Origin of the sequence: Microcoleus sp. LAD1_D5 (assembly GCF_036702115.1) — a bacterium.
Taxonomy (GTDB): domain Bacteria; phylum Cyanobacteriota; class Cyanobacteriia; order Cyanobacteriales; family Microcoleaceae; genus Microcoleus.
This window is the reverse complement of sequence record NZ_JAUBSA010000009.1, coordinates 48,907-63,603: the sequence shown is the minus strand read 5'-3', so window position 1 is coordinate 63,603 and position 14,697 is coordinate 48,907. Positions and strand designations below refer to the sequence as shown.

At 43.2% G+C, this 14,697-nt stretch carries 10 protein-coding genes; 4 read left to right on the top strand and 6 right to left on the bottom strand.

Annotation, left to right across the window (positions count from 1 at the left end; genetic code table 11):
* The first annotated feature begins 156 nt into the window (after positions 1-156).
* From QUA70_RS06640 to QUA70_RS06630, 3 genes are all read left to right on the top strand, one after another.
* Positions 157-2,859 (top strand): tetratricopeptide repeat protein, encoded by a 2,703-nt coding sequence (locus QUA70_RS06640; RefSeq protein ID WP_333345750.1) that lies wholly within the window; start codon positions 157-159, stop codon positions 2,857-2,859.
* A gap of 92 nt (positions 2,860-2,951) precedes the next feature.
* The gene (locus QUA70_RS06635) at positions 2,952-3,212 is read left to right on the top strand and encodes a DUF4214 domain-containing protein (protein ID WP_333345748.1); all 261 of its coding nucleotides are present in this window, start codon (positions 2,952-2,954) and stop codon (positions 3,210-3,212) included.
* A 10-nt stretch (positions 3,213-3,222) separates the two neighbouring features.
* Positions 3,223-4,176: a DUF4214 domain-containing protein gene (locus QUA70_RS06630; RefSeq protein WP_333345745.1), complete on the top strand. Its 954-nt coding sequence runs from the start codon at positions 3,223-3,225 to the stop codon at positions 4,174-4,176.
* Positions 4,177-4,232: 56 nt separating this feature from the next.
* On the opposite strand, the gene QUA70_RS06625 is transcribed toward QUA70_RS06630, so the two are convergent.
* From QUA70_RS06625 to QUA70_RS06600, 6 genes are all read right to left on the bottom strand, one after another.
* Positions 4,233-5,438 carry a glycosyltransferase gene (locus tag QUA70_RS06625; RefSeq protein ID WP_333345742.1) on the bottom strand — a complete coding sequence of 402 codons (1,206 nt, stop codon included), beginning with the start codon at positions 5,436-5,438 and terminating at the stop codon, positions 4,233-4,235.
* Positions 5,439-5,481: 43 nt separating this feature from the next.
* Positions 5,482-6,735 carry a glycosyltransferase gene (locus QUA70_RS06620; protein ID WP_333345739.1) on the bottom strand — a complete coding sequence of 418 codons (1,254 nt, stop codon included), beginning with the start codon at positions 6,733-6,735 and terminating at the stop codon, positions 5,482-5,484.
* Between the two features lie 67 nt (positions 6,736-6,802).
* The gene (locus QUA70_RS06615; RefSeq protein ID WP_333345736.1) at positions 6,803-8,059 is read right to left on the bottom strand and encodes a glycosyltransferase family 4 protein; all 1,257 of its coding nucleotides are present in this window, start codon (positions 8,057-8,059) and stop codon (positions 6,803-6,805) included.
* Positions 8,060-8,115: 56 nt separating this feature from the next.
* Positions 8,116-8,985: a methyltransferase domain-containing protein gene (locus QUA70_RS06610; protein ID WP_333345734.1), complete on the bottom strand. Its 870-nt coding sequence runs from the start codon at positions 8,983-8,985 to the stop codon at positions 8,116-8,118.
* A 20-nt stretch (positions 8,986-9,005) separates the two neighbouring features.
* The gene (locus tag QUA70_RS06605) at positions 9,006-11,123 is read right to left on the bottom strand and encodes a hypothetical protein (RefSeq protein ID WP_333410342.1); all 2,118 of its coding nucleotides are present in this window, start codon (positions 11,121-11,123) and stop codon (positions 9,006-9,008) included.
* Between the two features lie 142 nt (positions 11,124-11,265).
* Entirely contained in the window at positions 11,266-11,427 is a 162-nt protein-coding gene (locus QUA70_RS06600) for a hypothetical protein (RefSeq protein WP_333345730.1), read from the bottom strand.
* Between the two features lie 142 nt (positions 11,428-11,569).
* Here QUA70_RS06600 and QUA70_RS06595 point away from each other — a divergent pair, with 142 nt between their 5' ends.
* Positions 11,570-14,656 (top strand): tetratricopeptide repeat protein, encoded by a 3,087-nt coding sequence (locus QUA70_RS06595; RefSeq protein ID WP_333345727.1) that lies wholly within the window; start codon positions 11,570-11,572, stop codon positions 14,654-14,656.
* Positions 14,657-14,697 lie beyond the last annotated feature (41 nt).

Genomic DNA, 14,697 nt, shown 5'->3' with positions numbered 1-14,697 from the left:
AAATCCGCCGAGAATCCCGGTTCCTCCCCAGCAACGGGATTCAAAAAAAATAAGAAGTGGGGGAACAAGCCCGCTACTCTTAGTGTCAAACGCGAGTATAATTGTGAAACGTTTTGACTACCCTATTTAATTCCTGCCTCTGGAGCCGCCGCCCATATGCCATCAACAGTGAGTACAGAATCAACAGCGGTTCAATTTAACCAACAGGGAGAAATATACTTATCCCAAGGAAAATTAGAAGAAGCGATCGCATCCTGCGAGCAAGCTTTGAAGATTCACCCCAATTTTGCACCAGCTTACAAGACTTTGGGCAACGCGCTGCAAGCTCAAGGCAGGATGGAAGAGGCGCGGCACTGGTACGCAAAAGCGATTGAAATAGAACCGAATTTTGCGGAGGTATACGCGAATTTGGGAAGCCTTGGCGCGCAGCAGCAAAAATGGCAGGAGGCGATCGGATTTTATCAAAAGGCGATCGCGATTAAGCCGAATTTCGCGGGAGTATACCGGAATTTAGCAAAAGTATTCGGAGAAATTAGCAAACCGGAAGAAGCCCAGCATTGCTGGTATCAAGCATTTAGTTTGGAACCGGAAAAAGTAGCGCCTGGGGAACACTTGAATATGGGCGACGCTTTTTTTCGGCAGGAAAAATTCCCCGAAGCGATCGCCTGTTACGATCGCGCCATAAAATTAAATCCTAATGTGGCCACTGCTTACCAAAATTTGGGCGAAGCGCTAAAAAAACAAGGCAAGTTAGAGGAAGCGACAGTATATTATCGCAAAGCTATTGAACTGAACGCAGCTAATGCGAGAAATGGCAGCGAGGGACAGCAAACTTTGGCGGGTGCAACTGCGAAAAACGGTGCAGTCAAGCAGCAGCCCCCAGCAACCGCAGTCAAGCCGCCAGTGCAGCAGGCAGTTAAGCCGCCAGTGCAGCAGCCAGTTAATTCTACAATTAATATAGAAGATCCAGAAGCATACAAAATACTGGCAGAAGGCTATTTTGCTCAGGGCAAAGTGGAACAGGCGATCGCAGCTTGCAAGAAGGCGCTGCAAATTAAGCCGGAAGCGCCACTTTACAAAATGCTGGGCAACGCGCTACAAGCGGGCGGCAAAATTGATGAAGCTAAAAGTTGCTATGTCAAAGCAATAGAAATTAACCCAACTTTTGCCGAAGCTTACGCTAATTACGGCAGCATTTGCGCGCAGCAGGAACAGTGGCAGCAAGCGGTTTCTGCTTACGAAAAGGCGATCGCCCTGAAACCGGATTTTGCCGGTGCTTTCCGCAATTTTGCGAAACTGTTGACGCAGTTAGGCAAGTCGGAGGAGGCGGCTGAGGCTTGGTATCGAGCATTTGCGATCGACCCCAAATCCGGCACGGCTGAGGAACACGAGAATTTAGCCAAAACTTTGATCGAGCAAGGTAAGGTAGATAAGGGAATTGAGTGTTATCGGCGCGCGGTTGAGTTGAACCCAAATGCTGGCGCAGCTTATCACGAATTGGGCGAAATTCTTAAGGGTCAAGAACAGTGGGAAGCGGCGGTAGAAGCTTACACTAATGCCATTAGAAATAATCCCGAACTTTCTTGGTCGCACAACAATTTAGCTGAGTCGCTGGTTAAGTTGGAACGGTGGGAGGAAGCTGTAAATGCTTACCGCAAGGCGATCAAATTAAATCCAGATTTTAGCTGGTCTCACAACAATTTAGCAGACGTGCTGCTGAAGCTGGAACGGTGGGAAGAAGCTGTAGAGTCTTACCGGAAAGCAACAGAGTTAAATCCTGATTTCAGTTGGTCGCACAACTATTTAGCAGACGCCCTGATTAAACTGGGAAGGTGGGATGAGGCAATTTCGGCTTACCGAAGGTCGATCGAACTCAATCCTGACCATTTTTGGGCGCACAACAATTTAGCAGAAGCGCTGGTGAATTTGGAACGTTGGGATGAGGCAGTTGTTGCCTACCGGCGTGCTAACGAAGTTAATCCGAATTTCTTCTGGTCGCAGAGCAAATTAGGCGACGTGCTGCTAGAAATGGAAAGGTGGGAGGAAGCGATCGATGTTTACCGGCGCGCGGCCGAGTTAAATCCTGATTTTCCGTGGACTTATTACAACATGGGAACGGCTTTTGAGAAGCTGGAACGGTGGGATGAGTCGATCGCCGCTTACCGCCGCGCTGCGGAAATTCAGGCGGATTTGCCGTGGCTTTCGCAAAAGTTGGCTGATGCTTTGAGGATGCGATCGCAGTGGGATTTGAAGGAGGCGATGCGTTTGTATCGGCGGGCGATTCAGGATAATCGTGATGACGTGCAGTTGTATCACAAGGCGTTGGAGATTGCGCCGAATGATGCTGACCTTTATGTTGAGTTGGCTAATGCTTTGGTGCGGCACAGTTGGCCGGATGGGGCGATCGTCTTTTATCAGATGGCGTTGCAAGTAAATCCTGAATGCGGTGAGGCGCACTTGCAGTTGGGGTGGCTTTTCGCGCAAAAGAATGATACAGATCGGGCGATCGCTTGTTACCGCCACGCTATTGAGGTTCAACCAAATGAGTATAAACCTTACCAATTGTTAGGCGATGCTTTGAGTGCAAAAGGTCAGCGGGAGGAAGCGATGAACTGTTACCGTCGCGCGATCGAGTTAAAACCTGACGATCCCTATATCCACAATAATTTAGGGGATATGCTGCGACATCAAGGAGATGTGGAGGGAGCGATCGCTTGTTACCGCCGCGCGATCGAACTGAAACCAGATTTCTCATGGTTCCACTATAATTTAGGGGAAGTATTGACTAAGAAAGGGCAAATAGATGAGGCTAGTTCTTGTTACCGTCACGCCTTAGAGCTAGAACCCAAGATTTTCTAATTTAGACTGCGAGGTGGTATACATTTCGCAGTGTAATGTCGGATAATCAATATTATTACCTACCAAAGTCAATCGAATTTAGAGAAACCAAAATGACACCGGAAGAAGCTCAGCGTCTAGAATCAAATATCCAAAAGACTTTATCTATTCATGCTAAAAGCGACAAGAGTTATCTCTGGATGGCCTATTGGGTAATCTTTGAGCGGGAAGCTGACCCTGATGGATTAGAAGGTTGGTTAAACGATATCAAGGCTGGTTTGAATCGAGCTGATGTCATCCAAAAGATGGTTGAGTCAGAGGAATTTCAAGAACGCCTTTCAGGTGTAACCAGCTTAGAAACCAGTCCAAATTAAAAGAAGTTTAATGAAACCTGAACAAGAAAAACGTCTGCAAGAAAGTATCCAAAATACTTTATCTGCTCATGCTAAGAGCGACAAAAGTTATCTCTGGATGGCATATTGGGTAATCTTTGAGCGGGAAGCCGATCCTGATGGGCTCGAAGGTTGGTTAAACGAACTCAATACAGGTGCGTCTCGGGCTACTGTTATAAAAAAAATGGTTGAGGCGCATGAATTTCAACAAAGGCTGACAGGTGAAGAAGGTGGCCAGCATGGCTTTACTGAAGAAAATATCAACTCTATGTTGGATAATAAACTTCATAGTGCTCGCATGAAAATGGTTAGAACACTTCTACCGTCTGCTAATGCGATATTAGATTTGGGAGGTTATTCTGCATCAGATCAAAGAGGAGCTCTATTACAGCTCGGCTATCCTCATCTTCCAGAAAATTTATATATTAGAGATTTTCCGCCAGACAAAATGATGTTTCCCGGCCCAGAGTGGCCAATAAAAGTTAAGTACCAAAATTGCAATATTGAATATGTTTATGGAAGCATGACAGACTTAAGCTGCTTTCAAGAAAGTAGTTTTGACTTAGTTTGGTCCGGAGAGTCAATCGAGCACATCACCACAGAAGAAGCAGAACAACTATTTGACCAAGTTTATAAATTGTTAAAGTCGGGTGGTAAGTTTGCTCTTGACACTCCTAATAGGAAAGCTACCAAGCTACAGTTTCCCAATAATTATATTCATCCTGAACACAAGCTAGAATACTATTTCGATGATTTGTGCAAGCTTTTGGAGAAGCATAATTTCAAAATAGTGGAGACGAAGGGTATTATTGATCTCTCACAATCGATTGAAACATCAAGCAAGGAAACTTTTAACCATGAATTTATTCACAGCCAACTGTTAAATGATAATCCAGATAATTCTTATTGTTTCTACATTTGCTGTATGCGAGCGGAAGATTTGTAGGATTATTTATCAGAAGACTCACAATAAATAATCCCTGATGCCAGCAGTTGCTAATATCAAAATTGAAGCCTGGCTCTGTCTAGTTCTCTCTGAGATTGCAGGGCCGCTTGCTTCCACGCTTGAGCTTGCGATTCAACCAACTCTTTCTCTTCTATTGTCCTCATAATATATTCCAGGCGATGTCTAATTTTTTGACCAATAACCTCTGGATTGAATAAAGACCTAATTTCCTTAGCTGCTCTCGCTCCTACTTGCTGTGCTTGCGGATAATTTTCAAAAACATACTGCATAAGCGAAGCTGTATGATCGATATCCGGCTCAGCCCAGATACTACCTTTTGGGTAAAGTCCGTAAGCTTCAGTAGTTGCCACTAAATCGTATTTCACCAAAAAACTATTGCCGACATTCATAAAATCGGTATTGGATGAATAAGCCGTAGCTATGACTGGCTTGCCGTAATACATTGCCTCCGCCATAGTCAAGCCAAAACCCTCAGCCCGATGTAGCGATACATAGCAGTTACAATTATCTACTAACCCATGAACCTCTTCCTTGCTCAAATGCCCTTCGATAAGTTGAATAGATGGCCAGTATTCTGTCATTGCCTTTAGTTGATCGTACTGATTTTGATAATAAGGATGAGGTCTAAACTTAATAATCAGTAAAACATCTTCATTAGACTTCCCAAAAGCTTTTTTAAACGCCTCAATGGTAGCAAAAGGATTTTTTCGCTCAAAACCGCTACCCATGTCGAACATGAACAGAAAAATAAATTTGTCTTTGGGTAATCCTAAAGCTTCTCTGCCCAATTCGTTGGGGGGTAAATAAATGCTAGGCGGTAATTTGACAACGGGAAGAGGCGAGACATCGGAAATTGTTTCAGCCGTGTAATTACTGTAAGTCCACACCTCATCAAATCGATTAAAAGCTCCCATGAAAAAATCAGGAAATACCGGAAGTTCCCAAATCCAAAAACCAATATTATAGCGATTATTAAAACATTCAGGATCGATACAATTCAACAAGGACTCGTGCGGGTTAGTATGAACGATATTAATGGGATAAGAATGATCGCTGGAAAAATTGCTGTATGTAGTATCTAAGTTGCGTTGCGAATCTTCTTTCAGATCCTTGATGGTGAAAGGAATGTTAGCTGCTTCTATGGCCCTGATAGTCCCTCGGACCCCCCCGCCCAAGCCAAACTCGCCACTCACATGACCGATAATATTAACTCCAAACTTAAAATTTGTGTTATTGAACATGATTGAACTCCTAATAACAAATATCTACAGTAAATTAAACTTTTTAAGTTTTAGCAAGCCTGTGGTGTTGCGCTAGTTCAGATTGAACTTGCTGTGTTGTCTGCCGCCAAACTTGGATTTGAGAATGAGCCAAAGCCGTCTCTTGCTGCATCTGATGGATGCGAGTGGACCAGTTTGTAGATTGGTTCATTCTGTTTCTAATGATTTCCAACCGATTTTTGATTTTCGTGCCTTGAAGTTGAGGACTCAGTAAAGACTTGATTTCTTGAGCTGCTCTTGCTCCTACTTGTTGTGCTTCCTGGGGATTTTCCACAACATACTGCATTAATGATGCTGCATGATCTATATGGGGATCTGCCCAGTAATTACCTTTAAAGTAAGGCCCATAATCTTCTGTCAGCGTCACTATGTCATATTTTACTGGAAAACTATTGCCGACATTCATAAATTCCATATTGGATGAGTAGCCAGTGGCGATTACGGGTTTGCCGTAGTACATCGCTTCCGCCATTGTCAAACCAAAACCTTCGGCCCGGTGCAGGGAAACATAGCAGTCACAATTGGCAACTAAAGCATGAAGTTCTTCTCTCTTTAAATGCCCATCTATAAAATGAACTGGCCAGCCTGCTGCTTGCGCTTTGAGTTGGTCTCGCTCTTTCGGGAAAAAGCTGCCATTAGAAAACTTGAGTACCAGTAAGACATCTTCATTCGATTGAGCAAAAGCTCGCTTAAATGCCTCCAAAGTAGCAAAGGGATTTTTGCGACCTATGGTACTGTGGAAGTCAAACATGAACAAAAAGATAAATTTGTCTTGGGGTAATCCTAATGCTTCTCTGTCAAATGACGGTTCGGGAAATTCAAGGCTGGACATCATTTTAATCACAGGGACGGGGGATACGGGCGCGATCGCTTCAGCGCAGTAATTGCTATAAGTCCATATCTCGTCAAATAAAGAAAAAGCGTACAGCCATCCTGGAGGAAATATCGGCAGTTCCCAAGCCCAGAAGCCAATATTGTATCGACCTTTGAAGCATTCGCGATCGACCATGTTGAAAACAACGGGTTCTGGCAGAGTGTGAATTAGGTTAATGGGATAGGGATTTTGCTCGGAAAAACTTGTGTAGCTGTTATCTAAATTTCGATGCCAATCTACCTTAATATCCTTGAGTGCAAAGGGCACACCAGCAGCTTCGATCGCTCTGAGAGTGGCCCTCGAACCTTCTCCCAGACCATATTCACCGCTCAGGTGTCCGATAAAATTGATGCCGAAATTAGAATCTAGTGTTTGATTTAACATTGTTCGTCTTTTACTGAAGAAATATCTAGAATAAATGCTTGAGAATTCAGGACTCTTATCGTTGAAATTAAGAGTATTTTGCTAACTCTTTCTGTACCTGTAATGCTGTCTGCCTCCAAGCTTGGGCTTGACGAGCCAATAGATCTCTTTCTGTCTGAAGTTCATGGAACCGATTTGACAACTGGGTATGATTTAGATGTGCCCTGATAAATTCAAGGCGATTTTTTATTTTTATACCTACAGCTTGAGGATTTAATAAAGACCTGATTTCCTTGGCTGCTATTTTTCCTGTTTTCTGAGCTTCCTGATAATTCTCAAATACATACTGCATCAAAGACGCAGCATGATAGATATCTGGTTCCGCCCACACACTGCCTTTGGGGTAAGCTCCATAATCTTCAGTTGTTGTCACCAGTTCGTATTTAACCGGAAAACTATTGCCAACATTCATAAATTCCATATTAGATGAATAGGCTGTGGCGATTACTGGTTTGCCGTAGTACATGGCTTCCGACATTGTTAAACCGAAGCCCTCAGCCCTATGCAGAGATACATAACAGTCACAACTATTAACCAAGCCGTGAATCTCTTCTTTTTGCAAATGTCCGTCTATAAACTGAATAGATGACCAACCATCAGCCAAATCAATTAGTTCCTGTCGCCGTTGCGGAAAAAGATGAGCATTGGCAAACTTGAGAACGAGTAAAACATCTTGATTAGATTTACCAAAAGCTCCTTTAAATGCCTCAACGGTGGCAAAGGGATTTTTCCGTTCAAAGGAACTGCCAAAGTCAAACATGAATAGAAAAATAAATTTATCTTTGGGTAAGTTGAGGTTATCTCTTGTTAATAATGGTTGCGGGAAGGCAAGACTCACAGGAATTTTGAGTACAGGAACTTGGGAGACGGCAGAAAATGCTTCTGCACAAAAATTACTGGTAGTCCAAATTTCATCAAATAAATCAAAAGCCCACTGCCATTCAGAGGGAAATACTGGCAGTTCCCATAGCCAGACACCTATATTGTATTTCCCTTTGAAATATTCAGAACCAATTCCGGGAAAGTATCCTGCTAAAATCTGCTCAACCCAATTGGGGTTGGTTTGGATTATATTGATTGGATATGGATTGTCGTCGGAAAATTTTTTGTAGCTGGTATCGGAGTTGGGTAGCCAATCTATTTTTAGATCCTTAACTGCAAAGGGAATTCTGGCTGCTTCTAGGGCTCGGAGATTTCCTCTAGCGGCTTCCGCTAGCCCAAAATCTCCGGTTATATGACCGGCTAAATTTACACCCAAAGAATTATTTAGTTGATGATTTAACATTGGTCTTGGTTTTGGCTGAGTAGAAATGTCTGAATATGAGTGAAAAACGATTTAATCTATGAAGCCTTTTTAATGAGCAACCCCAAGGATGTTGTGACATATTGTTCCAACTGAAGCTTTAAGTGTATCCCCGACCAGGGCGGTACGTCTATGTGACGATCGAACGGCCCGCTTCCAGTGTTGTAGTTGAGGACTATTTCGTGTCCTTGGCTTGTCAACTCTGCTGCGAGTCTGTCGATGTCCTGCCGTCGAAACAGTACAGTCTGTTGGTGGTCGATCGTCGCGTCATTAGAAAAAACGTTGAATTCGGTGGTATGTACTGCTATTCCGCCCGGACGCAGACACTTAAGGCTGTTTTTGACGAATTGCAGCCCCAGTTCGATCGAGCCGACGTGCTCGAAAGCGCAAGACGAATAGACAAAATCGAAGCCGACCAAATCAGGATCTATCTTGTTCATATCTGCCACGCGGTAACTCACCTTTGATGCGAAGCGATGGGGGGGGCAGATGCCGCGATCGTTAAGTGCCTCTAGCGTGGCTGCATATTGACCCGTACCTGCCCATCCCTGCTTAGTGGCCTCCTCTGAATCTAGGTCTGTGGCCACCACTTCGCAGCCTCGCGCAGCCATTACAGCTACTAACGGTTCCTGACCGACACCAAAACCTAGTCCGCGCCTGCCTGGTGACATCATGCCCGCCTCAGACAGACACTGGAGGATATAGGCGTACTCCCACAGTTTTCGATGAAATATTGGCTCGTGCGGCAGGCGAGTTTCCTCACACCAATAGTAGAACGCATCCGATCGACACTGGGCCTCGGTGGCCATTTGCGAGACTGGATTTGTGAGGCTTGGCTCATCGTTAACAATCAATGGCTGATTCTTAATGATAGTTTTCTCAATATTGAAACCCGAGTTTGTCATCATAGCTTGCTTGCAATCTCTTACTAATGGATGGTTAGCGCAGTTTTGCCATTAATGCTACGACGCATCAATTCTTTCCATTCTGGTGAGTTAACTAAGGTATTGGTATCGAGGATCTCTCCTTTTTCTGACGAAAATCTAGCAAAATTTTCTAACCAGTTCAAAACTGTTTCTGTTGTTGAAAAAGGCGTGCACTTCAAGGATTCTTTAAGAAAGTTAGCCATCCCCTCCATATCACCTTTGCAATAAGCGTACCACCCCTCCCACAATAAGTCTTTGTACTGCATCTGACTTTTGACCTCAGTTTCTTTAACCCTAGCTGGCGAAAACTTTAATCTTTCCCATTCACTTTGAGCCTGATGGAGTTGTAACTGGGATTGTTCTAATTCACTCTGAGTCTGATGGAGTTGTAACTGGGATTGTTCTAATTCACTCTGAGTCTGATGGAGTTGTAACTGGAATTGTTCTAATTCACTCTGAGTTTGGTGCTGGAGTGCTTGGAATTGTTCTAATTCACTCTGAGTTTGTTGCTGTAGTGCTTGAAATTGTTCCAATTCACTCTGAGTCTGATGGAGTTGCAACTGGCATTGTTCCAATTCACTCTGAGTTTGATGGAGTTGTAACTGATATTGTTCCAACTCGCTCTGAGTCTGGTGCTGGATTGCTTGGGATTCTTCCAATTGACTCTGAGTCTGATGGAGTTGTAACTGGGATTGTTCTAATTGACTCTGAGTTTGATGGAGTTGTAACTGGGATTGTTCCAATTCACTCTGAGTTTGATGCTGGAGTGCTTGGGATTCTTCCAATTGACTCTGAGTCTGGTGGAGTTGTAACTGGGATTGTTCCAATTGGCTCTGAGTTTGCTGCTGGATTGCTTGGGATTGTTCCAATTCACTCTGAGTTTGATGGAGTTGTAACTGAGATTGTTCCAATTCACTCTGAGTTTGCTGCTGGAGTGCTTGGGATTGTTCCAATTCACTCTGAGTTTGCTGCTGGAGTGCTTGGGATTGCTCCAATTCACTCTGAGTTTGCTGCTGGAGTGCTTGGGATTGTTCCAATTCACTCTGAGTTTGCTGCTGGAGTGCTTGGGATTGCTCCAATTCACTCTGAGTCTGCTGTTGGAGTGCTTGGGATTGCTCCAATTCACTCTGAGTCTGCTGTTGGAGTGATTGGGATTGTTCCAATTCGCTCTGAGTTTGCTGCAGTTTTAACTGGGATTGTTCTAATTCACTCTGAGTTTGCTGCTGGAGTGCTTGGGATTGTTCTAATTCACTCTGAGTCAGTTGCAATTGCAACTGAAATTCTGCCACTTCACTCTGAGTTTGCTTTAGGAGAGCCTTGTTTTGCTCGAATTCTGCCCGCGTCTCATAGGGCATATTGTATAACAGAGGACTCGGCTCGACATTTAATTTCAAGTGAAAGTCACTTGAAAGCTTGGAAAGCTCAATAACGGCGATCGCATTTGCTTGAGAAAAAGGCGCTCCGTATTCCACATAACTCAGTTCAAGAGCATCTAACTCTTCCCAAAGCACGTTAAAACCACGGTCAGTTGTTTCTCTGTCTATTAGCTTTAAACAATTAACAGAGACAGCCTCTTTAGGAATTCCATATTTTTTATCTAATAGATACAAATACTCTTTACTAAACTGAATATACCATTCACCATCTATAAGTTTTCCAAAAGGAACGGTAATCAAAGCTTTGCCATCAGGAGCAAGTAGATCGTATATCTTAGCAATTGCTTTTAAGGGGCCTTCACGATCGCGGTTTTCTTCCTGCTCTCCATATCCACCCGAAGGATCTCCTTTTTGTCCAATGTGTTCAACTGTAGAAAGTGAGACAATCGCGTCGTATTTGTCTTCGGACGGCAGATCCATTAAGTCTTCATTATCTACCCCTACTTCTACTTCAAATTTATCTACAATTCGTCTTGATGTTATACCAAGCGTTTCACTCAAATGATTTTCATAATGAGAGAGTACATTTCCAACTTCAAGTATGCTTGCTGGTTTTTGGATATCTGCCAAAAAGTTAAAAGCAATAGGTATCTCTACAGCTCTTTCGGTAGGGTTGTTAAAATTTATCCGGTTGTAATGAAATTGTTTTTTATTAAAATAAAACGTTCTTTTCCATTCTTGCATTGTGGATTCTCCGGTCTTTTCTACATTAAATTTAGTCGGATTTTAGAGTTTTGTGAATTGACGCAATTGATACTGCTACCGATTCCCTTCGACTCATCGGCAAGTCAACCCGATTTTCGCATAAATGCTCCCCAAGCGCAGCTTATATTACCCGAATTTCCGTTAGTCTGTTAGGACTGACTTCGCTCGCTATATGTTCCGGCAGGTTTAATCTCTCATCAAGCAATGTCCCCACAATTTGTGGTAAGGAATGATTTTCACCTGTTGCACTTACCCAGCCCTCTGGCTGTTCGTGCTGCAACATCAAATACATCGCCTCTCAAGAGTTCGGGTTCAACCACAGTTTACACTAAGGTCAGGTCATTAAGGTTACATCTTGTCAAAATACACGGCTTAGTGTAACCTGAAGTGGCTCATCAGCTTAGCACGATTGACAGTAACTCAAGATGGAAGCGAAAAAAACTGCCGTTGATTATTTTGACGAGGGCGCTCAACTTCTAGAGTCAGGGAATGTAGAAGGGGCGATCGCAGCCTACCGCCGTGCTATTGAGCTAAATCCTGACTACTCTTGGTCTCACCACAATTTAGGGGAAGCTCTAGCAAAACTAGGCAAACTCGAGGAAGCGATAGCAGCTTTCCGTCGCTCTATAGAACTCAAGCCGGATTTTTCTTGGTCTTATCATCACTTGGGAGATGCTCTATATCGGCAACAACAGTGGGAGGAAGCGGTGGGTGCCTTTAGTAAAGCTATTGAACTCGATGCCGATCACTTTGGTTCTTACTGTGGATTGGGGCAGAGTTTGGTGAAACTGGGCCGGTTAGACGAGGCGATCATTGCTTATGAGCAAGCCATACAGCTAAATCCGGATGCAGATTGGATTCATTATAGCCTGGGCGAGGTGCTGCAACAGCGAACACAGTTAGATTTGGAGGGAGCGATCGCTTCTTATCGCCGCGCTATTGAGCTAAATCCAGAGGACGTGCAAGCATACCGCAAGATCCTAGAGATACAGCCAGATAACTGGGAAGTTTGCTTGCTGTTAGGGAAGCTATTGATAAAACTTGAGCAGTGGGAAGAGGCGATCGATTCTTATCGCCATGCCTGCCAACTCAACTCCGATTCCTTTGAGTGTTACTGGCAGCTAGGAAAAACTTTCTATCACCAAAGGTTGCTAAAGCTAAAAGCTTTACAGTCTCATCCTGATGTCGTGGCAACTCTATTAGAGGAATGCCAGAATAAAAGCCTGCAAGTTCCCTTGAATCAACTCAACGACGAAGGCTTTGTCAAAGCCACTGGTATCCTTAACGACGAAGATTTTATCCAAGAACTTTACCGCGCCTATCTGAAACGCGAACCCGAACCCAGTGCTACATCGTCATTTTCTGAGCTTCTCCGCAATGAGGAATTAACCCGTCTGACGCTACTGACTTCCTTCCGGGATTCCGCAGAATTTAAGCTACTTTTACGTAGGTACAAGGGTCGGGAAGCTGAGATTTTTGGTCACTGGCGGACCATAGAAATTAGCTATGAGAATCTGCAAGAGGAAATGGCTTGTTATCGGCGAGCGATAGAGCTTTGCCCAAGTTCTTACGAGTGTTACTACAATTTAGGGGAAGCCTTGGCAAGGCAGGGAGAGGCTAAAGAAGCGATCGCCTCTTACGAAAAAGCTGTGCAAATAGGGATGCAATTAGCACAAGAGAATAAATTAGAGGAAGCTTTTTCCTGTTACCAAAAAGCCTTAGAAGTGATCCCAGAGCAAGTTGCAATTCACTCAGATTTAGGAATGATGCTAGTGCGTTTGGGATGGTTCGATAAGTTACTCACTTGTTACCGCCAGACCTTCACTAACGCCCCCAACAGCTCTGGAGTTTACCATAGTTTTGCCCTACTTTTAGCACAACAAGGTCTGATAGATGAGGCTGTTGCGTGTTTTCAACAGGCTTCACAGATCCAGCGACCTAGTGAGGGAGATATCTACGAAAATATTTGGAAGAGATTGAATCAACTCAACTTACGGGATGATGAAAATCGTGATTGTGAAGTTGAAATTCAACAGGAAAAAGCAGAAGACTACTTCAGACTAGCAAGCAGGTATAAAGTAATTACACTGCAATCCTTAACTGAGGACGACAAAAAATATCTGGAAAATGTTGCGATGTCGCTACCCACTCTGGAATTAATAGCACAAAACAACTTTGCTTTGGAAAAAATTTATATCAATAGTTTTTCCGATTCTCCCAAACATCTGCATGAGCCATTGAGACTGACTTTGCCATATCAGCAAGTTCTCGTAGAAAGTGGTTATGTTTATGCCGTTTGTCCTTTCAGCGACAAGATTGTTAGGTCTAATCAATCATTTGTTATTAATCATTATGAGGTAGGGTACCATGATTTGCAAGGCTTTATTTATCGCTTTGCAAGCAGCGAAATATTCTATTTGATGACAGGCTGCCCCCTAGGTGAAAAAATGTTAGTTTATGTACCAAGATTAGAGCTAATTATTAATCTCAATCCCGCGTTAGTCGGTTTGGCACGCCCTGTAGAAAGTATCAATAAGTTCAAGAGTTATATGGTGAGCTGTTGGCAGCAAGTTCTACAATATATATCAACAGAAGCTAAACAAGTAATCGATGTTATAGGTTTAGGCTTCAATATAGGACATTATTTGTGGCAAGACTTAGTAGGTCTTCATGTTCTCATAAAGCCTGAAATCCAGCATAAAATTGATAAAATCGTGATTGGGCCTGGGGACTACTTCAGTTGTCGGGAAGTTTTCCCAGATATTGCTGCAGAGAAGTTCCTTGAAGTTGAAGATGTTTGGGATGTTTTTAAAACTGTATTGGATAATAATTACGTTGCTTTCAGGGCTAATGGTTTGTTGATAGAAGAGGAACTAGCAAACAAAGTATGTGAAGTGGCCGTTAAAAAATGCTCTAGAGATTTTTTAGCGCAAGTAGAACAAGCTAAAAAGCATTTTCCTCTTTTGAGCTTCCAAATTCGTCTCAATAGTAGAATTTGGCGCGGTCAGGTAGAAGGAATAGCAAATATCATCGAAAGCTTGTATTCGGATTTTCCTAATTTGGGAGTTTTGTTTGATGGCTGGTCTGTTACGGGAACCGAAGATTCGCACAGTTCGAGTTGGTCTATGATTCAAAAGGAGAAAGCGATGATGGGAGAAATAATTGCCCAGATTCCTTCTGCTATTAATACATACACTGCGATCGGTTCCACAACTTACGAAACCGTTGTTTGGAATCAAGCGATAGATTTAAGTGTCATCACAATTGGGGCGGGAATTATGTACACCTCGTGGATAGCTAACAAGCCTGGTGTCGTACACGGACACACGGTTGTATTAGATAGACACGGGTCTCAAGTAACGACATCACAAGTAAGAGAAAACATCGTACCGCAAGTATTAATTCCAAAGGAATTTGTTGTTGATTACCCAAACTTCGAGTATGATTGCGATTGGAAAGCAATTTACAGTGAAGTTATTAAAATAATAGAAAATTTGAAGAGGGACAGATAATAACAATCAGAATAATTTCCATCCCTGTTTACCCGCACTTT

Excerpts from the sequence above, each read along its gene's own strand:
- QUA70_RS06600 (WP_333345730.1), bottom strand. The coding sequence starts at position 11,427 with ATGTTGCAGCACGAACAGCCAGAGGGCTGGGTAAGTGCAACAGGTGAA.
- QUA70_RS06605 (WP_333410342.1), bottom strand. The coding sequence starts at position 11,123 with ATGCAAGAATGGAAAAGAACGTTTTATTTTAATAAAAAACAATTTCAT.
- QUA70_RS06595 (WP_333345727.1), top strand. The coding sequence starts at position 11,570 with ATGGAAGCGAAAAAAACTGCCGTTGATTATTTTGACGAGGGCGCTCAA.
- QUA70_RS06620 (WP_333345739.1), bottom strand. The coding sequence starts at position 6,735 with ATGTTAAATCAAACACTAGATTCTAATTTCGGCATCAATTTTATCGGA.
- QUA70_RS06625 (WP_333345742.1), bottom strand. The coding sequence starts at position 5,438 with ATGTTCAATAACACAAATTTTAAGTTTGGAGTTAATATTATCGGTCAT.
- QUA70_RS06640 (WP_333345750.1), top strand. The coding sequence starts at position 157 with ATGCCATCAACAGTGAGTACAGAATCAACAGCGGTTCAATTTAACCAA.
- QUA70_RS06615 (WP_333345736.1), bottom strand. The coding sequence starts at position 8,059 with ATGTTAAATCATCAACTAAATAATTCTTTGGGTGTAAATTTAGCCGGT.
- QUA70_RS06630 (WP_333345745.1), top strand. The coding sequence starts at position 3,223 with ATGAAACCTGAACAAGAAAAACGTCTGCAAGAAAGTATCCAAAATACT.
- QUA70_RS06635 (WP_333345748.1), top strand. The coding sequence starts at position 2,952 with ATGACACCGGAAGAAGCTCAGCGTCTAGAATCAAATATCCAAAAGACT.
- QUA70_RS06610 (WP_333345734.1), bottom strand. The coding sequence starts at position 8,985 with ATGATGACAAACTCGGGTTTCAATATTGAGAAAACTATCATTAAGAAT.